Here is a 26,621-nt window from a genome sequence, read left to right on the forward strand (position 1 = left end):
GACGCGAGCGGCCGCGGTCAACGCCGCACGGGCGTCGGCCTCGATAGCGCGGCCGATGGCGGTGGCACGCACCCCGCGCGGGAGCCGTTGCAGCACCGGTGCCCCGATCTCGCGTTCGAGCGCCGCCAACTGGTGCGACAGCGCGGGCTGTGACATGTGCAGTGCGGTGGCGGCGTCGGTGATCGAGCCGGCGTCGAGCACGGCGAGGAGGCATTCCAGTGCCCGCAGCGTTGGCATTCGTACATCCTATGGCAGCGATCGAAAACATTCATTCGGCGAAGGGATTATCCGGCGCTGTCGCGCTGCTGAACCGGGCATGACAACGCTGCAAGACAAGAAGATGGTCATCGTCGGCGCCGGATCGGGCATCGGCCGTCGTCTAGCCGCCGACGCCGAAGCACAAGGAGCGCAGGTGATTTCGGTCGGCCGGCCCGAACTGGACCTGGCCGACGAGGCAACCGTGCGCGCCGTGGCCGAACGTATCGGCGAGGTGGACTACCTGGTGTCACTGGCCGCCGACCACGCCAACGGCCCGGTCACCACACTCGACCACGACGCGGTGCGCCGCGCCTTCGACGCCAAGGTGATCGGGCCGATCCTGCTCGCCAAACACTTCGCTCCGCGATTCCGCGCCGGAGGTGCGATGCTGCTGTTCTCCGGTGTCGCGGCCTGGCGGCCGTCCCCGGGACGGTCGGTCATGGCCACCACCAACGCCGCGGCCGCCGCTCTGGCCGAGGCGCTGGCGGTCGAGTTGGCGCCGGTGCGCGTCACCGCGATCTCCCCCGGCATCGTCGACTCGGGCGTGTGGGACGGGCCCGGCAAGGAGGAGTTCTTCCGGACCGTCGCCGATCGCAATCCGGCTCGCCGGGTCGGGACACCGGCCGACATCTCCGCCGCGGCACTGCTGGCGCTGACCAACCCCTTCCTCACCGGCACCACCCTGCATGTCGACGGCGGCGGGAGACTGGCATGAGGATCGCGCTGTTCGTCTGCGCCGCACTGCTTCTCGGTGCCTGCTCGGCGCAGCCGCCGCACCCGGCCGACCCCGTCGACCGTTCCGGCGACCTGGTCGTACCGCGAGCCGTGCACATCGACGGCGGGCTCGGCGCCGACCGGGCCGCACGCGAAGTTCGTGCGGCACAACGGCTCTACACCTTCTGGAACACCGGCAACGTCGACTACCTCCAGCAGGCTGTCACACCGTCGTTCCGGGACAACACCCTGCCGCCGGGCCGGCCGCAGGGACCGGCCGGACCCGCCGCGGCGTCGAAGGCCTTCCGCGCCGCCGTCCCCGACCTCACCTGTGAGCTGTCGGATCTGTACGTCACCGGGGACACCCTCACGGCCCGGCTGGTCTTCCGCGGCCATTTCACCGGCAGCTACAACGGGGCCGGCGGTTCCGGGCAGGCCGTCGAATTCGACGCCATCGACATCCAGCACCTCGGCGACGACCACGCCCGGATCGTCGAGGATTGGCATATCGAGGACAACCTGAGGTTCCTGCGCCAGATCGGGCAGACACCGTGACCGCCGTCCCGATCGGCGGGGTGGGACCGAGCGCTCCCGATATCGCCTTACGGCCGGATTGACACCTGTAAGGTGCAGGCTGCCGGGGTCGTGCGACGGCGCCCGGCAGCCGCCGACAGGCGATCTCGTGATGTGGGCAAGCGTGATGTGGGCAAGGAGGTGACACGTCGTGCACGAGGACATCGACCTCACCGACCTGGACCGGTTCACCAACGGCTTCCCACACCGGATATTCGATCGGCTGCGGCGCGAAACGCCGGTCTGGTTCCATCCGCCCACCGCGCACAGCCCCGGCGGCGACGGTTTCTGGGTGCTCAGCCGATACGCCGACATCGTCGCCGCGGCCACCGACACCACGGTATTCTCCTCCGAATCCGGCGGCGGACGCGACGGCGGCGGCACCACGCTCGAGGATATGCCGCTGGGTGTGCCGGTCGGGGCGCTGCTGAACATGATGGACGATCCCCGCCACGCGAAAATCCGTCGCCTGCTCGCCCCCAGCACCACTCCCCGAGCGCTGCGGCGGATCGAGAACGACCTGCGCCGGCGCGCGGCCGATATCGTCGACGCGGCCGTGGCGAAGGGAGACTGCGACTTCCTCACCGACGTGGCCGCGGAACTGCCGCTGCAGGCCGTCGCCGAACTGGCCGGTGTGCCGCAAGCCGATCGCCACGAACTGATGAACTGGGCGAACGTCACCCTGGACTACGACGGCCGCGAAGTCGGTGAGGTCGACGACCGTCTCGCTCGGGCGCAGGCTCGCATGTTCGCCTATGCCGCGGATCTGCTGCAGCGCAAACGCGTCGCGCCGGGTGAGGATCTGCTGTCGGTGATCACGCACGCACTCGTCGACGACGAGCCGCTGACCGATGCCGAACAACACCTGTTCCTGTCCCTCGTCGTGGCCGCGGGCAGCGAGACGACACGCAACTCCATCGCCATCGGTACGGCCGCGCTCAGCGAATCGCCGCAGCTGTGGAAACGGTTGCAGCAGGACAGGTCTCGGCTGCCGGCTGCCGTGGAGGAGATGCTGCGCTGGGCGTCCTCGACGCCCTACAACCGGCGCACGGCCACCGCGGACGTGTGGATCGGCGGCCACCGCATCGCCGCCGGTGACAAGGTCACGCTGTGGTGGGCCTCGGCCAACCGCGACGACAGTGTGTTCACCGACCCGCATCGCTTCGACATCACCCGAAACCCCAACCCGCACGTGGCGTTCGGGCGCGGCGTGCACTTCTGCCTGGGCGCGTCGCTGGCGCGGATGGAAATGCGGGTCATGTTCGACGCGCTGCTGGATCGGGTCGAAACCCTCACTCCGCGTGGGCCCGTCGAGTACGTCCGCAGCAACAAACACACCGGTATCCGGCATATGCCGGTCACGATCGGCGCCCGATGAGAGCCGCGCGGCCCGTGGGTGACCCGCCCGAGTGAAAGGAGGCAGCCAGTGGCTACCGAACCGACCGTGGAGAACGTCAGCCGGCTGCAGAGCTCGAGCCGCGACGTCACCCAGTTGCCCTCGATCCTCGCCGACTGGCTGGCCACGGTCATGCCGAACGGGCAGCGGCCCGAGATCACCGTGGTCGGCGGGATCGACGCCAACGGCATGTCCTCGGAGACGATCGTGCTCACCGCCCACTGGGACGACGACGGCGCGCCCGTGGACCGGAAATGGGTGATGCGGGTGGCGCCCACCGAGGCCGACGTCCCGGTCTTCCCGGTCTACCGCCTGGATCATCAGGCCCAGGTGATCGAGGCCGCCGGTACGAGGGCCGGCATTCCGGTCCCGCGGGTGCGGTTTCTGGAGAAAACGGGAACGGTGCTGGGGGCGCCGTTCTTCATCATGGACTACGTCGAGGGAATCGTCCCGCCCGATGTGATGCCGTATACGTTCGGCGGCAACTGGTTCTACGACGCGGCCCCCGAACAGCAGCGCGAACTGCAGGACGCCACCATCGAGGTGCTCGCGAAGCTGCACTCGATTCCCGACGCGGACAGCGCATTCGGGTTCCTTGTCGCCGACCGCGCCGGCGACACCGCGCTGGGCAGGAATCTGGCCTGGCTGCGGGCGTGGTACGAGTTCTCGGTCCCCGACATCGGGGGTTCAGCGCTGGTCGAGCGCGCCTTCGACTGGCTCGACACCCACTGGCCCGAGCAGATCGCGGCCGGTGAGACCGTGCTGTTGTGGGGTGACGCGCGGATAGGCAATGTGCTCTACCGCGACTTCCGTCCGGCCGCGGTCCTCGATTGGGAGATGACCACGGTGGGCCCCCGCGAACTCGACGTCGCGTGGTGTGTGTTCGCGCATCTGGTGTTTCAGGAGTTGAGCGGGCTGGCCGGGCTGCCGGGGTTGCCGAATGTGCTGCGCGAGAACGATGTTCGCGACACGTATCGTCGCCTCACCGGTGTCGAACTCGGTGACCTGCGGTGGTTCTACGTCTACTCGGCCGTGGTCTGGGCGTGTGTGTTCCTGCGCACCGGCGCCCGCCGGGTGCACTTCGGGGAGATGCAGCGACCCGAGGATGTCGAGTCGCTGTTCTACCACGCCGGGGTTGCTGCGCCGGCTGATCGGGGAAACGGCGCAGTGAACCGCGGCTACCGGCCCGGGCCGAGGTAGTCGAGGATGATCCGGTCGACCTCCTCCGGCTTCTCCAGATGCAGGAAATTCCCCGCGTCGGCGATGCGGACGACGCGGCTTCCCGCGGGCAGGTGGCGCTCCAGATCGTGGAAGAAGCCGGGGCGCAGGCATCCGTCGGTGGCGCCGTAGAGCTGCAGTATGGGGTGGATCGGTGGGCTCATCAGCAGTCGGTCGAGGTCGCGGGGTCGCGTCGGCCGCGGCCGGACCAGTTGCCGGTAGTAGCCGATGATCGCCGAGCGGTGTTGCAGCGGTGCGGCCGCGGCGAGGTGAGCGAGGTCGTCGGTGGCGTCGTAGCCGGGAGACCATCGCCGCCACAGGAATGCCGTCATCGAGGTGAACAACCGTTCGGGAACGGCCGGGAACTGGTTGGCGAGGATGTACCAGCTGTTCACCGACTGCGCCAGCGTCCGCCCGACCTGGCGGGCGAGGTCGCCGCGGGTGATCCGCACGCTCGCCAGGGGCGGAACGGCCGCGGCGACGAAGGCCCGGAACGGTGATTCGGGCAGTGCGGCAATGGCATTCGCGGTGAAGGCGCCCCAGTCGTGGCCGATGACGACGGCCCGGTCGGCGCCGAGGCGTTCGGCGATGCCGAGAGCGTCGGCGACGCGCGAGCCGGTCGACAGGTCACCGTCGGCCGGCACCGACGACGGAGCGTATCCGCGGCTGAACGGTGCGACGGCGTAGTACCCGTGCTCTGCCAGTGCGGGTCCGAGATGGCGCCACGTCCAGGCGGTGTCGGGGTAGCCGTGCAGGCACAGTGCGAGCGGCGCCGCGGGGTCGCCCCAGGTGAGGGCGTGCAGGGTGACCTGTCCCAGATCGAATTCGGTGCGCCCCGGCGCGGGAGTGGAGGTGGATGCCATCGTGCCTCGTCGGTCGTTCCGCACCCGCTGGGTCCGGCGTCGGCTTTGCTGTTTACAGGCGTATATCCTAGTGTCTGCCCCATGGTGGAGGCCGCGATACATCCTCGCCCGCCCCGGCGCTCTCTGGCCGGGCGCTCCGCCGAGACCGTGGACCGCCTGCTCGACGCCGGTCTGGACGTGCTGCGCGAACAGGGCTACGACCAGTTGTCGATGCGGGAGGTGTGCCGGCGCGCCGGTCTCACCCACGCCACGGCCTACGGCTACTTCTCGGCGAAACAGCATCTGGTGGCCGAGGCGTACTGGCGCCGGATCCGCACCTGGTGTGCGCGGCCGGTCACCGGAGATACGCCGACGCAGCGGCTGGCGGCCGTATTCACCGAGATGGGTGACCTGATGGCCGAGGAACCGGAACTGAGCCTGGCCGCCTCCGCCGCGATCCTCAGCCACGACCCCGACGTGTCGGCCCTGCGCACCCGCATCGGTGCCGCCCTGAGCGAGCGCGTCCGCACCGCCCTGGGCGACGCGTGCACCGGCGAGCTTCTCGACGCCCTGACCATCGCCGTCAGCGGGGCGATGATCCAGGCCGGGATGGGCTACTACAGCTACCGGGAGATGGCGAACCGGCTGACCTCGGTGGCGCGTCTGCTGCTGGCGGCCGGCGATCGCTGAGCCGATGCGCGCGATCCCGGCGAGGCGGCACCCGCGGGATGCGCGCGGGCCGGTCGCTCGCGGCGGCCGTCGCGCAAGTGCCACATTTTTGCCCGATGGGCCCGAGTTGCCGGTCTAGACTGCTGCGGATCAGCTGGTGAGATTCCTGAGGTCCTCGCACAAGGATTCTCGCACCGGTAACGAGCGACGGCCGGGCAACCCGGCCGGGTGCGAGGGTGAGTCGATGAATGGCGGCAAGACACTGCGGGCCTGGTGGAACGATCCGGTCGACTACTGCTGGCTGGTACGCAGCCTGACGGCCCGATCGGCGCTGGGTCCGCTGAAAGTGCTGGTCGGTGTCGCCGGGGCGATGATCGCGGCGATGGGAGCGGTGATCACGGGCTCACCGGTGGGACCGCCCGGCCATCCCGGCGTCGCGTCCGCGGTCGGAGTGTCGTGCGGGGTGCTGTGGGCACTGCGCTGGTGGCTGCTGCGCTGGCCCGGCAAAACCGAATCGCTGCTGCTGATCGGCGGCGCCGATGTGCTGTTCATCCTGGAATTCCTGCAGGTGCCGGATCGGGTGTTCGCGGCGATGGGCACGGTACTGCTCGTGGTCACCGGCAGCTACCTCGGCTTCTTCCACAATGCGCGGGTGCTGGCCGCGCATTCGGCGTGGTCGCTGCTGGCGGTGGTCGTGGTGTCGGTGCGCATCGCCACCGGCGGCGGGCAACTGCGCCTGGCGCTCGCGGTCGGGCTGCTGCTGTTCGTGTCGGTGGTCAGTGCCCTGCCCGCGTTGCAGATCCTCTACTGGCTGCTGCGCACCGAATCGCTGTCGGACCCGCTCACCGAACTGCTGAATCGCCGCGGCCTCGAGATCCGGCTCCCGCTCCTGGTCGACCGGCACCCGGCGATCAGCGTCATGACCTTCGACCTCGACAAATTCAAAAGCGTCAACGACACCTGGGGTCACCGCGTCGGTGACACCGTGCTGGCGCGAACCGCCCGGCGCCTGCACGAGGCGGCGGGACGCTCCGCGGTGGTGGCTCGCACGGGCGGAGAGGAATTCGTGGTCGCCGCGCCGATCGCCGCCGATCTCGCTCGCGCGGAGGCCGAGCGCCTGCGCCGCACGGTCGCCGAACCGTCGGACACCACGGTCGAGGTCACCGCGAGCGTCGGTGTCGCCGTCTACGACGCCAGAATCTGCCCGCAATGTCCGCGACCGACCCCGGACCGGCTGCTGCAGTCCGCCGACGCCGCCATGTACCGGGCCAAACAGGCCGGGGGAAATCTGGTGGTGCTCGACGATCTCACCCCGCCGCCGGATCACCACCGGGCAACCGGATCACCCGTCCGCGGGTGATGTCACACCCGGGCGGTTCGGGGACTCTGTGGTGGCAGACGATCGAACGGCCGAGGAGGTTCACCATGGCGTCGACGCCGCAGCATGCCGCCGGCGACGAGCTTACCGATCGGTTTCTCGCCTACCGCGAGCTGCTGTTCTCGGTGGTTTACACCATGCTCGGCAGTGTCGCCGACACCGAGGACGTGCTGCAGGACGTGTGGCTCGCGTGGGCCGGGCGGCCTCGCGATCCCGGCGCCGAGCCGGTCGAGAACCCCCGCGCCTACCTCGTCCGGGTCGCGGCCAACGCCGCGCTGGCCAAGCGGGCCGAGGTGAACCGACGCCGCGAGACCTACGTCGGCCAGTGGTTGCCCGAACCGCTGGTGTCCGGGGAGGAGGCGAGCGCCGGCGTCGAACGAGCAGAGTCGCTGTCGATGGCGTTGCTGGTGGTGCTCGAGACGCTGTCACCGCTCGAGCGGGCCGTCTTCGTCCTGCACGACGTGTTCGGCTTCGGTCATCCCGAGATCGCGCGGATTCTGGATCGCAATCCGGCGGCCGTGCGCCAGCTCGCGGCCCGCGCTCGCCGCCATGTGCACGCCCGGCGTCCGCGCCATCGCGCCGCCCCCGCGGTGCACGCCGAGGTCACCGAACGATTCGCGCGCGCGGCACTCGGTGGTGACCTTCCCGCGCTGCTCGAGGTTCTCGCACCCGAGGTGACGCTGTGGACCGACAGCGGCGGCAAGGGACCGGCCACGAGCCTGCAACCGGTGCACGGCCGCGACGCGGTGGCCGCACTGTTCGTCTCCGTCGCCGCCACCGTGCCGGCCGGGCTGGATCTGCGCTACCGCCGCGCCGGGGCGGATCCGTGTGCCCTGGTGTTCACCGGTCGCAGCCCGCTCGCGGTGGTCGTGGTGGACCTCGAACCGGAAGGCGGCCGGATCACCGCGATCTACTCGATCACCAACCCGGACAAGCTGAACGGCGTCCGGTGACCGCGATGTCACACACGCGACCCGCCACACCTCTTCGGTAGCGACCGGAGCGGTTCCGGGAAATGAGTGAGGAGATCGCTGTGACCATCGCGAACAACACCGAGGCCCTGCTCGTCCGCCACGACGACGCCGAAACACTCGACACCATGGGCGTCCGGCTGTATGCCGATCACGACACGACCGGCGGGGTGCTCAGCGCGAACCGGGCGTTCCTGCCGGCCGGCGCCGACGGGCCGCCGCCGCACTATCATTCGACCTCGGCCGAACTGTTCTACCTGCTCGGCGGACGGCTGCGGGTGCTCGCCGGAGACGAGATCCACGAGATCGGCGCGGGAGATTTCCTGCTGATCCCGCCGCACACCACCCACGCCTGGGCGGCTCCCGCGACCTCGGCGGCGGATGTGCTGATCGTGTTCACCCCCGGGATCGAGCGGTTCGACTACTTCCGGCTCGGCGACCGCATCCGCCGGGGACTGGCCGATCCGGCCGAAATATTGGACACCCAAGAGCGATTCGACAACCACTTCGTCGACAGCCCGATCTGGCGGCAGGCCACCCGCGGCGACGAACGCCCCGCACTCGATCACGACCAGCACCGCGGCGACTTCCTCACCGCCGACGTCTTCCACATACGGTCCGGCGGTGAGTGACCGGCCGGTGTGAATCCGCGGCTTGCGGTGTGGGAGCAACCCCTTCGCAAATGCCTCGATGCCTGCGAGGATACGAAGTATCGAGGGAGCCGTAGCGAAGGGAGCAACGCCGATGACGAGCAGTGGGCACACCACCCATCCCGGACACGAGCACACCCACGGCGAGGGCTGCGGGCACGTCGCGGTGCCGCACGGCGACCACGTCGACTACCTGCACGACGGCCATATCCACCGAGTGCACGGGGACCACGTCGACGAATGCGAACCGAGCGGGCACACCGAACACGCCGGACACGAGCACGTGCACGGCGAAGGCTGCGGGCACGTCGCCATCCCGCACGGCGATCATGTCGACTATCTCCACGACGGGCATCGGCACGCGCCCCACGACGGCCACTACGACGAACACTGACAGCGACACCCGCTACCGGCTGTTCGGCGAAAGCCCCACGGCGCCGGCGTGTTTCAGCAGTCGTGCGGTTTCGATGCCCGTAGCGAGAACAGCAACGGAACCCGCGGCTGCCCGGGCGGCAGACGGTACCGGCCGCCGTCCCCGACCAGGTTGCGGAACCGCGGATACAGGGTGAAGTCGTGTTCGTGGAGGAACTCCAGGCGCAACCCGGCACCGGCGAGTGCGCTGATGATGTCGCCGATGCCGTGCTGCCACTGCACTGTCATGTTCGCAGTGGTCGCCGCGTCCGGGTCGGTGTAGGTGCCGGGCTCGTCGAACACCTGCGGCGCGGGATCGAAATAGTCGTAGGCGACGGTGCGGCCGTCGTCCTCGGCGAGAATGTCGCCGAACGGGTGGAATTCGGTCAGGTAGACGAAGCCGCCCGGCGTGAGCAACTCGGCCACCACCGACGCCCAGCGCACCAGATCCGGCAACCAGACCAGGGCGCCGACACCGGTGTAGACGATGTCGTAGCGGTCGCGGTCCAGTGCCGTCACCGCGTCGTAGACGTTGGCGGTCACGAACCGCGCGCCGGTGATACCGATGCGGACGGCCAGGTCGGTCGCGGTGCGGACAGCGGGCTCGGAGAAGTCCACGCCGGTGACGCTCGCACCGCGACGCGCCCACGCCAAGGTATCGGTGCCGATATGACATTGCAGGTGCAGCAGGCGTTTTCCGCGCACATCGCCGACCTCGTCGGGTTCGAAGTCGCGCAGCGCTTCGGCGCCGGAGACGAAACCGTCCAGATCGTAGAACTCGCTCGTGACGTGAATCGGTACGCGCTCGTCCCAATTGGCGCGGTTGAGTTCCACCCACTTGCCGGCTTGCGCGTCGATGCTCACGCCGCGCGACGTTAGCCCGGCTGAGGCACCGCCTCCACCGATTTTCCGCCCGAGCTCAGCCGGTGTGGATCGACAAGGCGATGAGCATCGCCGTGCGTTTGGCCGGATCATCCGGGTCGAGAAAGTCCAGCTCGCGCATGCGCCGCATCCGATGACGCACGGTATTGGGGTGCACGGCCAGGGTGCGGGCCGCGGTGGCGGGATCGCCGTGGGCTTCGAGCCAGGCCTTCAACGTGGGCAGGTACTGGGTGCCGGCCCGCTCGTCGATCTCGGCCAGCTGGGCGACGGGATCTCGGGACGGGAGCCGGCCGGTGGAGGCCATCGAGCGCAGGCGCTGGATCAGGACCCGGTCCCAGGCGGTGTCGTAGCAGGCCGGTTCCGGGGTGGCGGTCGCCGGCAGTGCCATGCACTCGTCGGCCTCCTGGCGGCTCGCGGGCAGCTCCCGCGCGTCGGCGGTGCCGCCGATTCCGGCGACCACGGTCATGTGCGCGGGCAGGCTCGCGGCGATGTCGGCGATCCACCGGTACGCCGGCGCCGGGTCCTCACCGGCCGGCAGCAGCGTGTAGACGGTATTGCCGAACAGCGTGCTGCGACCGACGCGCGACCAGCCGAAACCGGTGGTGGCGCGCTCGAACGCGAGCAGGATGCCGGCGTTGCGTTCCTGCTCGGCGTGGGCCTGCAACGCGATGACACGCAGATCGCGCGCCGGGATGCCGAGCTTGCCGATCGCGGCCTCCGCGTCGGGACTGCCTTCGATCAGTTCGATGACCAGCTCCGACTCGACCTGCCGTTCCAGATCGGCACTGACGCGCGACCGCAGCAGATGCAGCGCGACGGTGTGCGCGCCCTCCTGCAGGATTCTGGCCCGATCCGCCGAGAGCGGCTCACGGCCGGACACCCACACCGAACCCAGCAGCTCCCGGCCCGCGCGCACCGCGGCCACGGTGCGCCCGTGCAACCCGTGCTCGGGCGCGGGCGGGATGTAGCGCGGCGCGTCGGAGCGCGCGAGATGGGCGAAAATGCCCTGCTCCTCGAAGAATCGGCGTACCCGATCGGGCATGCGGCGACCCAGAATGGTGTCCGAGCGCACCGGGTCGGTGTCGTGGTGCGCGGTCGAGTAGGCCATCACGCGCGAGAGCTGATCCTCGATCGTGACCGGCCCGTCCAGGGACGCCGAGATGGTGTCGGCCAGGGCGAACAGGTCGCTGGGACCGCGCCCGGATTCGGTTTCGCGGCCCTCGAGGACGAGCCCGTAGACCACCGAGGCGATCTGGCTCCAGGACACGCTCGGATCGACGGTCATCAGAGCCGGGCCGCGATCGTCGAGCAGCTGCCGGATCCGGGCGTCCGGTGTCTCGGAGGTGCGGGCCACGATCACGCCGGCGCGGGCGTCGATGCCCAGGGCGAGCGCTTCGGCCAGGTCGGCCGCGCCGACGGCGAGGAACACGTCGCCGGTGGCCGCGTGCGGGCGAATCGGATCGTGGACCGCGACGCTGTGGATCTCGACGATGCGGTCCACGACGGTGCCGTGCAGGCGGGCGCCGTAGCGGCTCACGATATTGATCAACCGATCCAGTTTCACCATCGGCGCAGATCACCGCTCCTTCCTGGACAGCGGGGCGAGCACCACGCTGTTCGCCACTGACAATCTGTGCGATCGAGATTGTTCCCTGCTGACAATGTAGCCGGTGTGCCGGCGGGTCACTCTGGAGATGGACCTCGGTGCGGCGGATGTGGTGCCGTCCGGGGTCCGGGGTGTTGTCGGCAGTGGACGAAGAGAATGAGATGACCGGAACGGAAGGCGTCTGGTTGACGCAGGACGCGTACGAGCGGCTACGGCGGGAATTACTGGAGTTGCGGTCGGCGCAGCACGGTCCCGGGGACGAGGACGGACAGTCCGCGGCCGGGCGGCGGTTGCGCCGGCTGGAGTTGGAGGAGTTGCTGGATCGTGCCGTGGTCGGGCAGGCGCCCGCCGACGACGGCATCGCCGAACCCGGGATGGTGCTGACCGTCCGGTTCGACGACGAGCAGACCGAAACCTTCCTGCTGGGCCGGCGCGACGGTGCCGACACCGAGGAGCTGGAGGTCTATTCGCCCGAGTCGCCGCTGGGCAGCGCGCTCACCGGTGCCCGGCCCGGGCAGGTGTGCTCGTACCGGATTCCCAGCGGGGCGTCGGTGAACGTGACATTGCTCGAGGCGGTCCCCTACGGCATGCACCTGCGACGGCGTTGATCGCGGTCGGCCGCGGCGGACTGGGCCGGAAAGTGAGGTCGTGAAATGGATTGGCCACATCTGCTCAGGTTCGTCGGTGTCACCGTCGCGTTCTCGGCACTGGTACTGCTGGTTCTGGTGCCGCGGAAGGTGACGCGCCGACTGTGCTCGCACTGCGGGCACTCCAATATCGTGCACGACCCGGTATCGGGCCGCTGCCGCAGCGCCGTGGACGCCGGAGTCCTGGTCTCGCGCGACGGCGGCGCCGGGCCGGCGGCCGAGCGCTGCCGATGCCAGGACTATCGCGGCGAACGGTGACCGGCCTCAGGAGGGGGTGCGGCCCGGTTGCCGGCGTCCGGCGAGGAAGTAGGCGATCGGCACCGTACCCGCCGAGTTGAGCAGTGTCACCGCGGTCGCCCACCGCAGTTTCGACCCCCGGATCTCTGCGGCCGGCCGGCGCGCGATATCGATCAGCGCCGCGATTTTCAAGATCCCTTCGACCACCGTCGCGGCCACGATCAGCCGCCGTGTCCGCTCGTCCAGCTCGCTCCACCGTTTCCTCGCCACGAGCACCCCTTTCCGGTTCCGCCACATTTTGATCACCTCATAGTGCACGGCGGGCAACCGCCGATCCAGGGCCGAAGGGCCTCGCGTTTCGCCGCACCCGGGTAGGGTCGGTCCGGCGGCCGTAGCCGCGTCATCGGCGAGAATCCCCGATGACCGTGCACTGAATATCGAAGCGCGACAAGCATTTTCGTCCGAGGCGGATGTTCGGTCCGTGCCGGCGCGGCGAAAGGTGAATCGATGTGCCGATTGTTCGGGCTCAGCGCGGCACCGCAGCGGGTGCACGCGACATTCTGGTTGCTGGAGGCCTCCGACAGCCTGGCGCGGCAGAGCCGCCGCGAACCCGACGGCACCGGGCTGGGCACCTTCGAACCCGACGGCCGGCCCCTGGTGCGCAAGCAGCCCATCGCCGCCTACGAGGACGAGCAGTTCGTGCGCGAGGCCATGGAGTGCGAATCGGCGACCTTCCTCGCTCACGTGCGCTACGCCTCCACCGGGGCGACGGTCGCGGCCAACACCCACCCGTTCGAGCAACACGGGCGGCTGTTCGCCCACAACGGTGTCGTCGGAGGTCTGCAGGAACTGGAACGCGCGCTGGGTGACTACCGCGATCTGGTCGCCGGGCAAACCGATTCCGAACGGGTCTTCGCGCTCGTCACCCGATGCATCGACGAACACGACGGCGATGTCGTCGCCGGGATCGGCGCGGCGGTCGGGTGGATCGCCGACAACCTGCCGGTGTTCGCGCTGAACTTCGTGCTCACCACCGCGCAGGATCTGTGGGCGCTGCGCTATCCCGACACCCACGACCTGTTCGTCCTCGAACGCGCCGCGGGCGGACCCGGCGGCGGCAAACACCTCGACCACGCCGGCACCGGCCCTATCCGCGCCCACTCCCCCGCGCTGGCCGACCATCCGGCCGTGGTCATCGCCACCGAACGCATGGACAGCGATCCCGGCTGGTGTGAGCTGCCGGTGGGCCGGTTGCTGCACGTGGGACCCGATCTGGTGACCGCCCGCCACACCGTCGTCGACCACGCGCCGCGGCACCGGCTCACTCTCGCCGATCTCGGCGAGCACGCCGCGGCCTCACAACGAGCCACCACCTGAGACAAACGTCTGTAACAGGTTCTATTTCCCGTGTTACTGTCACTGCCATGAGACGGGCAGCCGGCACGACCGCACGCAGTGGTGGGGTCCGCTGATGGTGGATTCGCGTACGCCGGTCGTCGTGGGCGTCGGACAGGCCATCGACCGCATCGACAGTTCCGAATACCGGCAGATGTCGTCGGTCGACCTCGCCGCCGCGGCCGCCCGCGCCGCCCTCGAGGACACCGAGGTCCGCTACGCCGATGCCGCCGCGAGCGTCGAACTCATCGCCGGGGTGCGCCAATTCGAAATCTCGGCGCCGGTGCGCGCCCCGCTCGGCCGCTCCGACAACTACCCGCGTTCGGTGGCGCGGCGACTGGGCATCGACCCGCCCCGCGCCGTGCTCGAGGTGGTCGGCGGGCAGGGCCCGCAACATCTGCTCACCGAGTTCGCCGCCGACATCGCCGCCGGGCGACTGGAATCGGTGCTCATCACCGGATCGGACGCGATCTCGACCGAGCGCCACTACGCCGGGCGAGACGACCGACCCGACTTCACCGAAACCGCCGCCGGCCAGCTCGAGGACCGCGGCTTCGGATACGAATCGTTCGTCGACGACAACCTGATCGCCCACGCCGTCATGGGCGCACCCACCCAGTACGGCCTGCTCGAGAACGCCCGCCGCGCGCGCGTGGGCGCGACACCGCAGCAGTATCGCCTGGAAATGGGAAAACTGCTGGCGCCGTTCACTTCCGTGGCCGCCAAGAATCCTCTCGCCGCCGCACCGGTCGAGCGCAGCGCCGAGGAACTGGCGACCGTCACCGACTCGAACCGGATGATCTGCGACCCGTTTCCACGCCTGATGGTGGCCCGCGATCTGGTCAACCTCGGCGCCGCGGCCGTGGTGATGTCGCTGGGCAAAGCCCGCCGGCTCGGCGTCCCCGACGACAAACTGGTGTATCTGCGCGGCCACGCCGACCTCGAGGAGCAGACCCTGCTCGCCCGCCCCGACCTCGGCGCCGCGCCCACCGCGTGGACGGCGGCGCGAGAAGCGTTGCGGGTGGCCGGAATCGGGCTCGACGACCTCACCACCCTCGATCTCTACAGCTGCTTCCCCGTCGCGGTGTTCAACTTCTGCGACGGCACCGGACTGGCCACCGACGACCCGCGCGGGCTCACCGTAACCGGCGGGCTGCCGTTCTTCGGCGGCCCCGGAAACAACTACTCGATGCACGCGATCGCCGAGACCGTGGCCCGGATGCGTGACCAGCCGGGCGCTTTCGGCCTGGTGGGCGCCAACGGCGGCATCATGAGCAAATACTCGGTCGGGGTGTATTCGACCACGCCGGCGCCCTGGGAGCCCGACCGCAGCGCACACCTGCAGCGCGCCGTGGCGTCGGCCCCGCAGGTGCCCAGCCGGGCGCGCGCCGACGGGCCGGCCCGGATCGAAACCTACACCGTGCGCCACGCATTCGAGCCGCGCACCGGACTGGTCGTCGGGCGCCTGCACGCCGACGACAGCCGGTTCCTGGCGATCATGGCGCCGGAAAGCCTTGCCGCGGTGGACGATCCGATCGGCCGCGACATCCTCGTCACGTCGAGCGAGAAGGGCAACACCGCGGTCATGGTGCCGTGACCGGCCGCGGACGCGGGAACGGAGAGATTGATGGGGTTCGTCCAGCCGGAACTGCCGGTCGTCGATCAACAGCAGTGGGAGAACAGCGGCCGCAGTGAGCGCATCCGGCTCATGGCGCGGCACTGGGCCGAGGTCGGCTTCGGCACACCGGTGGTGCTGCATCTGTTCTACGTCGTCAAGATCTGCCTCTACATCCTCGGTGGCTGGCTGTTCGCGCTGAGCACCAGCGGCATCGACGGATTCACCGATGTGGGCAGCTGGTGGTCGGAACCGATCGTGTTCGAAAAAGCCGTGCTCTACACGATGCTGTTCGAGGTGATCGGGCTCGGCTGCGGATTCGGGCCGCTCAACAACCGCTACTTCCCGCCGATGGGATCGATCCTGTACTGGCTGCGGCCCGGAACGATCCGGCTCCCACCGTGGCCGCGCGTGGTCCCGCTCACCCGCGGCACCGCCCGCACCCCGGTCGACGCCGCGCTCTACGCGCTGCTGCTGGTGGTGCTGCTGTGGGCGCTGCTGTCCGACGGCACCGGCCCGATCCCCGCCCTCGACACCACCGTCGGACTGTTGCCGGCCTGGCAGGTCGGCCTCGTCGTCGCCGTGCTGGCGGTGCTGGGACTGCGCGACAAGGTGATCTTCCTGGCCGCGCGCGGCGAGGTCTACGGCTCGCTGGCGGTGGCGTTCCTGTTCGGCGGCGCCGATGCGATCCTGGCCGCCAAACTCGTCTTCGTCGTCATCTGGATGGGTGCGGCGACCTCGAAACTGAACCGGCACTTCCCGTTCGTGGTCTCGACCATGATGTCCAACAGCCCGATCGTGCGTCCGCGATGGCTGAAGCGCCGCTTCTTCGCCGACTTCCCCGACGACCTGCGGCCCGGCTGGTTGTCGCGATTCGTCGCCCACAGCGGCACCGCGGTCGAGATGTGCGCGCCGATCGTGCTGTTCTTCTCCCACGGCGGCCGGCCCACCGCGGTGGCGGCGGTGATCCTGCTGTGCTTCCACCTGGCGATCCTGACCGCCATCCCGATGGGCGTCCCGCTCGAGTGGAACGTGTTCATGATGTTCGGGCTCGGGGTGCTGTTCGTCGCCCACGCCGACATCGGCTTCGCCGACGCCACGCATCCCTGGCTGCCGGTGCTGCTGTTCGCGGTCCTCGTCGCGATCGTGATCACCGGAAACCTGCTGCCCTCCCGGATCTCGTTCCTGCCCGGGATGCGCTACTACGCCGGCAACTGGGACACCACGGTGTGGTGCGTCAAACCCTCGGCGGCGCAGAAGATCGACCGCAACATCGTCGCGATCGCGAGCATGCCGCAGGCGCAGATGGAGCGCTACTACGGCAAGGACCGGGCCCAGATCCCGCTGTATCTGGGCTACGCCTTCCGCGCCATGAACACCCACGGCCGCGCCCTGTTCACCCTCGTGCACCGCGCCATGCCCGCCGGCCGCGAGGACGAATACACCATCACCGACGGTGAACGCATCTGCAGCACCGCCATCGGCTGGAACTTCGGCGACGGGCACATGCACAACGAACAACTCATCGCCGCCCTGCAGCAACGCTGCCACTTCGAACCCGGCGAAGTGCGGGTCGTGCTGCTCGACGCCCAGCCCATCCACACCCAGGTCCAGGCCTACCGCCTCGTCGACGCCGCCACCGGCGAATTCGAAAGGGGCACAGTCCGAGTCGCCGACATGGTGGAAAGCCAGCCGTGGGCCGACAACCTCCCGGTCCACGTCACCAGCACCGCGGGCCCGGCCGTCACGGATTCGCACCCAGCTCCCTGACGACCTCCTCGGCGACGGATCGATCGGCATCAGAACGTCGGAATGGCTTTGGACGGAGTCAGTTTGCTGGTCCCCAGCCAGTACTCGGGCAAGGCCATCTTCCGCAGAATCTCCGACGCGGCCGGCAGATCCTCCGCCTGTGCGGCCGCGAGATAGCTGCGGCTGAGATGCACATTGATGAAGCGGTTCATCAATGCCGCGCGCTCGGGTTCGACGGTGCCGGTGATTCCGGGCAGCGTGGTCGCCGAACCGGTGGCGACCTGGTTGATTCGTTCGATCACCGGCTTGCTCGGGTTGGCGAAGTAGGCGCGCAACAACGCCTGCTCCTCGGCGTCGAAACTGCTGAACCGCAACTGCGGGTCGGCGAACCGGCGGTTGGCCAGCCGGTGGGCCGTGCGTTGGAACAACGCCACGTTCGCCGGTGTGCGCCCGAGTTTGAGGACGTTCATCGAGGCGATCGCCTGGCCGAGATGTTTGTCTCCGTCCCACATGTTGGGGCCCCAGCTGGTGCGGTAGTTGTAGGCGCGAATGGCATCCAGACGCATCTGCTTGTCGGTGAAACCGGCGCTGGTCAGGGCGGAATCGGCGTCACCGAGGCCGCCGCCGCGGTCGACGACGCGATCCACCGCGACCGCGGCGCCCAGCGGCGTGTGGCCGTATTCGCCGGCAGCCGAGCGAGCCGAGTCGATGATCTGTTCCCTGGTCCGGTTGTAGTTCAGGATCCAGCCTCGGCGCCCCGACTCCGCGGCGATGCGCATATTGGCTGTCTCCGCGTCCTGCCGCAGCCGCGAGCGCGAGCTGAGCGGAAAACGCCTGCGCCCCATCATGTATTCGGCCACCGGGTTCGCGTTGACGGTATTGATCGCCGCCAGCGCGGTGAGCAGCCGCTCCGAACCCGAGGGCGCGCCCGCGGCCGTCGCCGCAGCCGCACCACCGGCACCGGCCTGCCCGCCCGCGAGAACCGAACCGATCCGCGCCACAGCCTGATTGCCGCGCGCGGCGACGTTCTTGCCCACTCGGCGCAACAACACCACGCCGACGACCATCACCGCACCGCCGACGAAGATCACCTCCATCCCCTGGCCGGGGGTCTGCCGGAACAGATCGTCGAGCACCAGCGCGTACACACCGAGATAGATGGTGAACGCGACCATCTTGCCCGCCGAGACGAACGCGTCGACCAGATTGCGGACCAGGAAGGTCTGCGTCGGCCCGTAGACGAAACCGCCTGCCGCGAAACCGAATATCGCCATGAACGCGTGATAGATCGCCTCGGCCGCCGCCACCACGATCTTGCCCGACAGATACACCCCGAACAGCAGCAGCACCGCCGCGAACAGCAACAGCAGCAGACCGGTGCAGACCTGCCCGGCATTGGGGTTCTGAGATTTGGTGTAGGCCGCGGTATCGCCGCAGCGCTGCATGCCGCTCGCGACACGGGCGTCACTGCCCGCCGCGACTCCTGCCGACCATTCGGCCCGGCACGCCGGTGAGCGATCGACGACATGCCCGAAATTCCAGACCTGCAACGGGTGGCGCACGAAATTGTCGGCCAGCGTGTTCTCCATCGTGGCAATCACCGATTGGGGATTCGGATTCGCATCGCCGTTCAGCCCGGCCGCCACCGCGACTCCCACATCGCGGCCCTCGGCGAGCAGCCCGTGGGGCGACAGCACATCGGCCATCGGATGCGCGAGATAGCCGACCCCGAACAGCGCGACCGCCAGCATCGTCAGCACCTGCAGCGTGGCCTTGCTGAACAGCCCCCGCAGGACGAACCACGCGACGAAGAACGCGCCGACACTGGCGGCCACCGTCATGACCATCGGGGTGCCGATCTGTCCGGCGAGGGTATCGGCGACCTCGGTCAGCGGCACCGAGACCAATTGCAGCCAGCGAAAACTGATCGCGTACCCGATCAGCCAGATCGCGGTGACAGCGATCGCCATGAAACCGGCGAACTCCAAATCCAGCACCGTCGACAGCGCGGTGTTCCCAGGGTGCAGCAGGCTGCCGTGGTTGGTGGCGAAGACGTAGTCCGAGACCGCTGTTCCGGACGAATCCCGCACGTCCATCCAGCCGATCGCATCGATTGTCGAGGCACCCGCGGCGTCGGTCCGCGACTGCGCGGTCGCTACCGCACCCACACCGATCGGCGCGACGAACAGCAACAGGACCGTCAGCAGCAGCCACGCCGCGACCCGTCGTCCCCGGCTCGCGCCGAGACACCGCTCCCAGCGCCCGGCCACGACTGCGGGCCGCCACCGCGCCGTATCCCAGAAATCGCCCTCCGCACCGCTTCGCTCCGGAGCCCTGACACTCGTCACACCACTATCCCGTCGAAACCGAAACCAGGACCGGCGGAACCACGCGCCGGCGCCGCCACATGCCGACAGCGCATCGACGTGCTCGCCGGCGCTGATGATCACCGGGCACTGTACGGCCGGGCGGGAAGGCCGTAACCCGTTGCGCTCGAGGTGATTCCATCGACCCGCTCGGCGCGGCGACTACTGTGCAGCACCGGCCGCCGGGCCTGCCCGCCGACACCGGGGTGATCACCCGCCTGCGCCGGAGGTGGTGACGCCTCCGGACCGCCGCCCGGTGGATATGGTGAGTCATGTCTTTCCAGCCGACCCGGTGGACTCCCCCGCCGGCGCCCGCCCGGGCGCGCGCCCCGCACAGCGATCCGCCCATGCCCGACCTGCGGCTGCTCGAACTGCCCGGGGACGGTCCCGAGGATGTGGTGCTCGCACCCGACGGGCGGGTCGTCACCGGCATCGCCGACGGCGCCGTCCTCGCGGTCGACCCGGCCACCGGTGCGGTCGAGCAGATCGCCCACACCGGCGGGCGGCCGCTGGGCCTGCACGCCGAGGCCGACGGATCGCTGCTGATCTGCGACGCCGAGCGCGGACTGCTGCGCCTGGACCGCCCGCACGGCACCGTGGAAACCCTGTGCGACCGGGTCGACGGCGTAGCGCTGAATTTCGCCAGCAACGTCGTCGCCGACACCGACGGCACCGTGTACTTCTCCGAATCCAGCCGCCGCTACCCGCTCGACGACTACATGGGCGACATCCTCGAACACTCCGGCACCGGCCGGCTGTTCCGCCGCGGCCCCGACGGCCGGGTCGAAACCCTGGTCGACGGACTGCAATTCGCCAACGGGATCGTCCTGGCTCCCGACCGCTCCTGTGTGCTGGTCGCCGAAACGGGCGGCTACCGCATCGCCCGCCACCACCTCACCGGCCCCCGCGCCGGCGAGACCGACCATCTGGTGGAGAACCTGCCCGGCTGCCCGGACAATCTCGGCCTCGGCAGCGACGGCCTCGTCTGGGCCGCGCTCGTCACACCGCGAAACCCGGTGCTGGACACGTTGCTTCCGCTGCCCGGTGTGCTGCGCCGTCTCGTGCGCGCCATCCCGCCGGCCCTGCAGCCCAAACCCGCCCGCACCGTCTGGGTACAGGCCTACGACTTCGACGGCACCCTCGTCCACGACCTGCAACGCGAACCCGACCGGTACGCGATGGTCACCGGCGTCGCCGAAACCGACGGGACCCTTTACCTGGGCAGCCTCAGCGAACCGGCGATCGCGGTGGTACGCCTGCCGTCATGAGACGGCCGAGGCGACAACCGTTGTGCCGCAGCCGGTTTCACTGGCGCCGCAGTGTTCCCGTGATGGCGCCGATCGGGCCGGTCATCGAATAGGCGACGGTGTGGTCCGGGTTCAGGGTGAGGGTGGAGGACTGGCCGTCGTCCATACAGGTCGCGCCCGAGACCAAGCGGGCCCGCAGCGTGATCGAGGAATCGCTCGCCGAGGTGAGGGTTTCGGCGCGTCGGCAGGTGAGACCACTGGTCCGGCCGGTATTGCTCGCCGTACCCAGTTCCGTGCCCACCGCGCCCGCGCGCAGGGTGACGACGATGTCGTAGGTGGCCAGCCCGTCGGTGGCGGTGCCCTTCCAGGTGCCCGCGTAATCGGCGGGCAGCGCCGCCAACTCGCTTCCCGCGACTGTCGTCTCGGCGGCGGTGGCCTCCGGGGCCGACGTGTCCTCGGTCTCGACCGAGGTTTCGGTACCGGGAGCAGACGCCGGCCGATCCGATGACGCGCTGCGGAAGGCGAGCGTGGCACTGATCACCGCCGCCGCCACCAACACCACGGCCAGGCATCCGATCGTCACCAACCGGCGCCGCGACGAATTGCTGTGTGCGGGAGGGCTTTCAGCGTGTGCGCCGGCCTGGGTGTAGCCGTGGGGATCCCATGGTGCGGACGGTTGCGACGGCGCGCCGGGCCACGAACCCGTCCGCCCGGGCATACCGGTGTTCGGGAAGTGGCCGGGGGTGAAGGTCGATGACCGGCCCGCATCGCCCGGAAGCGATCGCCGTACGGTCGGCGGTGACGCCTCGGTCGGCGGCACGGGCGTGTGCGGGTGCCCTACGGCGCCGGAGCCGATCAGCGTGGAGGGAAGGTCGGGCGCGCTCTGCGGCGTGACCGGCGGAACGTTCGGCACCGGACCGGAATCCAGATCCAGCAGCATCACCGCCTGACGGCTGATCGCCTCCAGGATCGGTCCCGGCAACCACCCCGACCGGGCGTCACCCAATGCCACACACTGCCTTTCGATTTCGGCGGGCGTCGGGCGATTATCGGGTTGTTTGTCCAGGCATACTCCCGCGAGCGGACGCAACGCCGCCGGCAGGCCATCCAGGCGCGCCGGTTCCTGCATCACCCGCCACAGCATCGGGATCGAATCACCCGAACCGAACGGCCCACTGCCGCTGGCGGCATACACCAGCACCCCGCCGAGGGCGAACACATCGACCGCCGGCCCCACCGGCGCATCACCCGAAATATGTTCCGGCGCCATATAACCCGGCGAACCGATCACCTTGCCGGTCGTGGTCAGCGTGCCGTCGTCGTCGGCGGCGCGGGCGATACCGAAATCGATCAGCCGCGGCCCGTCGAGAGTCAGCAGCACATTGGACGGTTTCAGATCGCGGTGCACCACCCCGGCCGCGTGCACATCGGCCAGCGCCCGCGCCAGGCCCGCGGCCAGCGGAACCAGCGCCGATTCCGGCAACGGCCCGAACGAGTCCACGGCCTCGCGCAACGACAACCCCGCGACGTACCCGGTGGCCAGCCACGGCCGCTCCGCCTCCACATCGGCGTCCAGCACCGGCACCGCATGCGCGCCCGTCACCCGCCGCGCGGCGGCCACCTCCCGCCGGAACCGGGTGCGGAATTCGGGATCATCCGACAGATCCGGTCGCACCACCTTCACCGCGACGGTGCGGCCACCGGCGTTGCGGCCCAGATAGACTCGGCCCATTCCGCCGGAGCCGAGTACCCCGAGCAGACGGTAGGGGCCGATGGTCGCCGGATCACCGGACTCCAGTGGGAGCATCTGGACTCGTCGTTCCTTCCGGGCCGTGCCCTGCCGCGTGCGGGCTCGCTCGATCACACACGAGCGCGGCATCCGCCGCAAGCGGTGGACCTAGGCAAGCTCCGGAAGCTCTAGCTGGGCTGCGGAACCGGTTCCTCGTCGGCCGCGTCGGGAACCTCGGTGCCGGCCAGCGAGACGCCCGCGGTCTCGCGCAGGAAGAACCAGGCCACCAGGCCGACCAGGCACGCGCCCACCATGTAGTAGGCGGGGAACAGATGCCAGCCGGTGGCGTCGATGACCGACTCGTTGATCAGCGGTGCGGTACCGCCGAACGCGGCGGTGGAGATGTTGTAGCCCAACGCGAATCCCGCGTACCGCACCTGCGTCGGGAAGATCGCCGGGAAGGTCGCCGAGATCGTGGACAGCTGGGGAACGTAGAGAAGGCCCAGCACGACGAAGCCGACGATCGCCCACACCGCGCCCTGAGCCATCAGCCAGTACATGGGGATGGCCAGGATCGCCAGCCCCACCAGCGACACCAGCCACATCGGCCGCCGACCCACCCGGTCGGAGACCGCACCCGACACCGGCAGCACCAGCGCCATCACGATCTGGCCGACCAGCACCATCGCCGTGGTCTCGGAATCGCCCATGCCCAGTGTGTTGTGCAGATAGGTCGGCTGATACGCCAGCAGCGTGTAGTTGACGACGTTGAGTGCGACCACCAGTCCGGCGATGGTCAGCAGTTCGCGGCGGTAGTCGCGCAGCAGCACCCGCAGCCCGCCCTGGGCCTTCTGATGCTCGGCGACCTCGGTGAACACCGGTGATTCGTCGAGCTTGCTGCGCAGATACCAGCCGATCAGGCCCAGCGGCACCGCCAGCAGGAACGGAATGCGCCAGCCCCACGATTGCATCGCGTCGTCGGAGAGCAGAACCTGCAGGATCAGTACCACCGTGGAGCCACCGACGAATCCGGACAGGGTGCCGAATTCGAGGAAGCTGCCGAGGAATCCGCGGCGGCGCTCATCGGTCGATTCCGCGATGTAGGTGGCCGCGCCACCGTATTCGCCGCCGGTCGAGAATCCCTGCACGACGCGCAGCAGGATCAGCAGGATCGGCGCGGCGATACCCACCGCCGAATGGGTGGGCAGGATGCCGATGCAGCCCGTGGCCGCGGCCATCAGCAGGATCGTGGTGGCCAGCACCAGTTTGCGGCCGACTCGGTCGCCGAGCGGGCCCCACACCATGCCGCCGATCGGGCGCAGCACGAAGGAGATGGCGAAACCGAGCAGCGTGCCCAGCGTGCCCAGTGAGCCGGGGAAGAACGCGTCGGTCAGATAGGAGGCGGTGGCCGCGTAGACGCCGTAGTCGTACCACTCGGTGGCGTTGCCCATGGCCGCGGCGGCCACCGAACGTCGTTGCTGGGCGTGCGGCAGGCTGGTGCTCACGCGCGCTCCTCCTCACCTGTTTTCGGTTGCTGCGCGCCCGGCCGCGATGCCGCGACGTGGGACACGAAACACTCGGGTACCCGGTGGGTGGTCCGGCAAACCGGACGCAGGCAGCGCGGCCGGCTCGGTCGGTGGGATCCACCTGCGATGATATCGGGGTGGGTGACTCCGCTCACAGCGCGACGCGGCCGGTGAACGGTAGTCATCGGCCGGGCCTGCGCCGGATTTGCCGGATTGTGTGTCTGATTTGCCGTTTTGCGCTGCCGCGCACGACATCCGGTATGCGTGGCTGCGGTGGCGGCCCACGTACATTGACCCGGATATCGCTGGACTCCGGGATGCCCGGACAGATGCTCCCGAGGGGGATCACGTGACCGCCACCGCCACCGGACGACCGCGTTCGGCTTTGACGGACTGGTTGCTGCAGGGCGCCGACGAGGACCGCTACTCCCGCCATCCCGGCCCGATGGTGAAGCAGGCCGAAGAGCAGCATCAACGGTCGTGGTGGCAGGTGATGTGCCTGACCGGGGTCGACTACTTCTCCACCCTCGGCTATCAGCCCGGCATCGCCGCGCTGGCCGCCGGCGTGCTGTCCCCGCTGGCGACGCTGGTGCTGGTCGCGCTGACGTTGCTGGGCGCGCTGCCGGTGTATCGGCGAGTGGCCCGCGAATCTCCACACGGCGGCGGTTCGCTGGCCATGTTCGCCGATATCCTTCCCCGCTGGACCGGCAAACTGTTCATCCTGGTCCTGCTCGGATTCGCCGCCACCGACTTCGTGATCACCATGACGCTGTCGGCGGCCGACGGCGCCGCCCACATCGTCGAGAATCCGTTCGTGCCGCAGGCGCTGCACGGGCACGGGCTCGCGATCACCCTCACCCTGCTGGCACTGCTGGCCGCGATCTTTCTCAAAGGATTCGCCGAGGCGATCCGAATCGCGATCGGGCTGGTCGGGGTCTACCTGGCGCTGAACCTGGTGGTCGCTGTCGTCGGGGTGTGGAAGGTCGCCACCGCCTCGCACCTGGTCGTCGACTGGGGCCACGCCATGACCGCCCAGCACGGCAGCGTCTTCGCGATGGTGGGCATCTCGCTGCTCGTCTTCCCCAAACTCGCGCTCGGACTCTCGGGTTTCGAAACGGGTGTGGCGGTGATGCCGCAGATCAAAGGCGGCCCCGGCGACACCGAGGAGCACCCGGAGCAGCGGATCGGCGGCGCGCGCAAACTGCTGACCACGGCCGCGCTGATCATGAGCGCATTCCTCATCGTCACCAGCTTCATCACCGTGGTGCTGATCCCGGAACGCGAATTCGAATCCGGCGGATCCGCCAACGGCCGCGCGCTGGCCTATCTCGCCCACGAGTATCTGGGCAACGGATTCGGCACCGTCTACGACATCTCCACCATCGCCATACTGTGGTTCGCCGGCGCCTCGGCCATGGCCGGACTGCTCAACCTGGTGCCGCGGTACCTGCCCCGCTACGGCATGGCGCCGGAATGGGCGCGCGCCACCCGTCCGCTGGTGCTGGTGTTCGCGGTGATCGCTTTCGGCATCACCTGGTACTTCGACGCCGACGTCGACGCCCAGGGCGGCGCCTACGCCACCGGTGTGCTCGTGCTGATCACCTCCGCCGCCGTCGCCGTCACCCTGTCCGCGGCACGAAAACGCCAGCGCGGCAAGGTTTTCGGATTCGGTGCCGTGGCGGCCGTATTCGTCTACACCACCATCGCCAATATCGTGGAACGCCCCGAGGGCGTGCAGCTGGCCTCGCTGTTCATCATCGCCATCATCGTGGTGTCGTTCGTGTCGCGGGCGCGGCGCGCGTTCGAGCTGCGGGCCATCGAGGTCGACTTCGACGACAAGGCGGCCTGGCTCATCGACAAGATCGCCGCCTCGGGCACCATCCGCATCGTCACCCACGACCTCGACGACGTCGACGCCCGCCGGCCCGACGACTACCGGCAGAAGGAAGCCGAACAGCGGATCGAAAGCCACATCCCCGCCAAGGAGCCGATCCTGTTCCTCGAGGTGATCGTCAAGGACGCCTCGGAATTCTCCACCGACCTCAACGTCGGCGCGGTCGAGATCGACTGCTACAAAATCCTCTCCGTCGAAGCCGCCGCGGTGCCCAACTCGATCGCCGCGATCCTGCTCGCGATACGCGATCGCACCGGCATGAATCCGCACGTGTATTTCGAATGGACCGAGGGCAATCCGCTGCTCAACCTGCTGAAATTCCTGTTCGTCGGTGAGGGCGAGGTCGCGCCGGTGACCCGGGAGATTCTGCGGCGCGCTGTCGCCGATCCGAATCAGCGCCCGCACGTACACGTCGACAGCTGACCGGGCGCTCGCAGGAGGCAGTGCGTGGTCGGCGAGACCTCGGCATATCGCGGGCGAACGCGCCCGTCGCCCCCGCGAGAGCCCACGTGCGGTTGTGTTGGGACAATAGGGCGGGCCGACGGTGCGATCGTCGGGGGCTGTGGCGGCCCGGACGCGCGTGAACCGGACAGCTGGTGTTTGCGCAACGGTAACCCCAATGTGAGAGAACCGGACGTCCGATAGCCG

At 69.2% G+C, this 26,621-nt stretch carries 23 protein-coding genes and 1 pseudogene; 16 read left to right on the top strand and 8 right to left on the bottom strand.

Features of this window, described 5'->3' with window-relative positions; translation table 11 throughout:
- Positions 1–237: helix-turn-helix domain-containing protein (locus NN2_RS26040; protein ID WP_156511470.1), on the bottom strand; the 237-nt coding region annotated here is incomplete at its 3' end.
- A gap of 79 nt (positions 238–316) precedes the next feature.
- On the opposite strand from NN2_RS26040, the gene NN2_RS26045 reads away from it, so the two are divergent.
- The 4 genes and pseudogenes from NN2_RS26045 (at position 317) to NN2_RS26060 (ending at position 4,112) form a co-directional block, all read left to right on the top strand.
- Complete coding sequence (locus NN2_RS26045) at positions 317–973, top strand: SDR family oxidoreductase (RefSeq protein ID WP_063016732.1); 657 nt, start codon at positions 317–319, stop codon at positions 971–973.
- Positions 970–1,527 carry an ester cyclase gene (locus tag NN2_RS26050; RefSeq protein ID WP_063016734.1) on the top strand — a complete coding sequence of 186 codons (558 nt, stop codon included), beginning with the start codon at positions 970–972 and terminating at the stop codon, positions 1,525–1,527. Before NN2_RS26045 ends, NN2_RS26050 begins: the two co-directional genes overlap by 4 nt.
- Positions 1,528–1,696: 169 nt before the next feature.
- Entirely contained in the window at positions 1,697–2,923 is a 1,227-nt protein-coding gene (locus NN2_RS26055) for a cytochrome P450 (protein ID WP_063016736.1), read from the top strand.
- A 48-nt stretch (positions 2,924–2,971) separates the two neighbouring features.
- A pseudogene (locus tag NN2_RS26060) lies at positions 2,972–4,112 on the top strand (phosphotransferase family protein).
- 7 nt (positions 4,113–4,119) lie between these two features.
- Here NN2_RS26060 and NN2_RS26065 read toward each other — a convergent pair.
- Positions 4,120–5,022: an alpha/beta fold hydrolase gene (locus NN2_RS26065; protein WP_063016738.1), complete on the bottom strand. Its 903-nt coding sequence runs from the start codon at positions 5,020–5,022 to the stop codon at positions 4,120–4,122.
- Positions 5,023–5,103: 81 nt separating this feature from the next.
- Between NN2_RS26065 and NN2_RS26070 the strand changes: the two genes are divergently transcribed.
- The 5 genes from NN2_RS26070 (at position 5,104) to NN2_RS26090 (ending at position 9,063) form a co-directional block, all read left to right on the top strand.
- Entirely contained in the window at positions 5,104–5,691 is a 588-nt protein-coding gene (locus NN2_RS26070) for a TetR/AcrR family transcriptional regulator (protein WP_063016740.1), read from the top strand.
- A 223-nt stretch (positions 5,692–5,914) separates the two neighbouring features.
- Complete coding sequence (locus tag NN2_RS26075) at positions 5,915–7,030, top strand: GGDEF domain-containing protein (protein ID WP_063016742.1); 1,116 nt, start codon at positions 5,915–5,917, stop codon at positions 7,028–7,030.
- A gap of 65 nt (positions 7,031–7,095) precedes the next feature.
- On the top strand, positions 7,096–8,001 hold the full coding sequence (gene sigJ / locus NN2_RS26080) for an RNA polymerase sigma factor SigJ (protein ID WP_063016744.1): 906 nt from the start codon (positions 7,096–7,098) through the stop codon (positions 7,999–8,001).
- Between the two features lie 80 nt (positions 8,002–8,081).
- Positions 8,082–8,651: a cupin domain-containing protein gene (locus NN2_RS26085; protein WP_231982845.1), complete on the top strand. Its 570-nt coding sequence runs from the start codon at positions 8,082–8,084 to the stop codon at positions 8,649–8,651.
- Between the two features lie 112 nt (positions 8,652–8,763).
- Positions 8,764–9,063 (top strand): hypothetical protein, encoded by a 300-nt coding sequence (locus tag NN2_RS26090; RefSeq protein ID WP_063016746.1) that lies wholly within the window; start codon positions 8,764–8,766, stop codon positions 9,061–9,063.
- 53 nt (positions 9,064–9,116) lie between these two features.
- On the opposite strand, the gene NN2_RS26095 is transcribed toward NN2_RS26090, so the two are convergent.
- Together NN2_RS26095 and NN2_RS26100 are read right to left on the bottom strand one after the other, a co-directional pair.
- Positions 9,117–9,944, bottom strand: coding sequence for a class I SAM-dependent methyltransferase (locus tag NN2_RS26095; protein ID WP_063016748.1), 828 nt, complete (start codon positions 9,942–9,944; stop codon positions 9,117–9,119).
- A gap of 55 nt (positions 9,945–9,999) precedes the next feature.
- A complete protein-coding gene (locus NN2_RS26100; protein ID WP_063016750.1) occupies positions 10,000–11,529 on the bottom strand; it encodes a PucR family transcriptional regulator in 1,530 nt (509 codons plus the stop codon).
- A gap of 200 nt (positions 11,530–11,729) precedes the next feature.
- On the opposite strand from NN2_RS26100, the gene NN2_RS26105 reads away from it, so the two are divergent.
- Together NN2_RS26105 and NN2_RS26110 are read left to right on the top strand one after the other, a co-directional pair.
- On the top strand, positions 11,730–12,176 hold the full coding sequence (locus NN2_RS26105) for a GreA/GreB family elongation factor (RefSeq protein ID WP_063016795.1): 447 nt from the start codon (positions 11,730–11,732) through the stop codon (positions 12,174–12,176).
- A 45-nt stretch (positions 12,177–12,221) separates the two neighbouring features.
- Positions 12,222–12,473, top strand: coding sequence for a hypothetical protein (locus NN2_RS26110; RefSeq protein WP_030516939.1), 252 nt, complete (start codon positions 12,222–12,224; stop codon positions 12,471–12,473).
- A 6-nt stretch (positions 12,474–12,479) separates the two neighbouring features.
- Here NN2_RS26110 and NN2_RS26115 read toward each other — a convergent pair whose 3' ends face one another.
- Positions 12,480–12,722, bottom strand: coding sequence for a hypothetical protein (locus NN2_RS26115; protein WP_227463174.1), 243 nt, complete (start codon positions 12,720–12,722; stop codon positions 12,480–12,482).
- A gap of 237 nt (positions 12,723–12,959) precedes the next feature.
- On the opposite strand from NN2_RS26115, the gene NN2_RS26120 reads away from it, so the two are divergent.
- The 3 genes from NN2_RS26120 (at position 12,960) to NN2_RS26130 (ending at position 17,232) form a co-directional block, all read left to right on the top strand.
- The gene (locus NN2_RS26120; RefSeq protein WP_063016752.1) at positions 12,960–13,829 is read left to right on the top strand and encodes a class II glutamine amidotransferase; all 870 of its coding nucleotides are present in this window, start codon (positions 12,960–12,962) and stop codon (positions 13,827–13,829) included.
- Positions 13,830–13,920: 91 nt separating this feature from the next.
- Positions 13,921–15,444 (top strand): acetyl-CoA acetyltransferase, encoded by a 1,524-nt coding sequence (locus NN2_RS26125; protein WP_063016754.1) that lies wholly within the window; start codon positions 13,921–13,923, stop codon positions 15,442–15,444.
- A gap of 30 nt (positions 15,445–15,474) precedes the next feature.
- On the top strand, positions 15,475–17,232 hold the full coding sequence (locus NN2_RS26130; RefSeq protein ID WP_063016756.1) for a DUF3556 domain-containing protein: 1,758 nt from the start codon (positions 15,475–15,477) through the stop codon (positions 17,230–17,232).
- 29 nt (positions 17,233–17,261) lie between these two features.
- On the opposite strand, the gene NN2_RS26135 is transcribed toward NN2_RS26130, so the two are convergent.
- Positions 17,262–19,559 (bottom strand): hypothetical protein, encoded by a 2,298-nt coding sequence (locus NN2_RS26135; RefSeq protein WP_063016758.1) that lies wholly within the window; start codon positions 19,557–19,559, stop codon positions 17,262–17,264.
- A 290-nt stretch (positions 19,560–19,849) separates the two neighbouring features.
- Here NN2_RS26135 and NN2_RS26140 point away from each other — a divergent pair, with 290 nt between their 5' ends.
- Positions 19,850–20,845: an SMP-30/gluconolactonase/LRE family protein gene (locus NN2_RS26140; protein ID WP_245658853.1), complete on the top strand. Its 996-nt coding sequence runs from the start codon at positions 19,850–19,852 to the stop codon at positions 20,843–20,845.
- Positions 20,846–20,882: 37 nt separating this feature from the next.
- On the opposite strand, the gene NN2_RS26145 is transcribed toward NN2_RS26140, so the two are convergent.
- The gene (locus NN2_RS26145; RefSeq protein ID WP_063016799.1) at positions 20,883–22,631 is read right to left on the bottom strand and encodes a serine/threonine-protein kinase; all 1,749 of its coding nucleotides are present in this window, start codon (positions 22,629–22,631) and stop codon (positions 20,883–20,885) included.
- Positions 22,632–22,741: 110 nt separating this feature from the next.
- The gene (locus NN2_RS26150) at positions 22,742–24,004 is read right to left on the bottom strand and encodes an MFS transporter (protein WP_063016801.1); all 1,263 of its coding nucleotides are present in this window, start codon (positions 24,002–24,004) and stop codon (positions 22,742–22,744) included.
- Between the two features lie 520 nt (positions 24,005–24,524).
- Here NN2_RS26150 and NN2_RS26155 point away from each other — a divergent pair.
- Positions 24,525–26,396: an APC family permease gene (locus tag NN2_RS26155; protein WP_231982850.1), complete on the top strand. Its 1,872-nt coding sequence runs from the start codon at positions 24,525–24,527 to the stop codon at positions 26,394–26,396.
- The last annotated feature ends 225 nt before the right edge of the window (positions 26,397–26,621 follow it).

This window comes from Nocardia nova NBRC 15556 (assembly GCF_001613005.1).
GTDB lineage: Bacteria > Actinomycetota > Actinomycetes > Mycobacteriales > Mycobacteriaceae > Nocardia > Nocardia nova.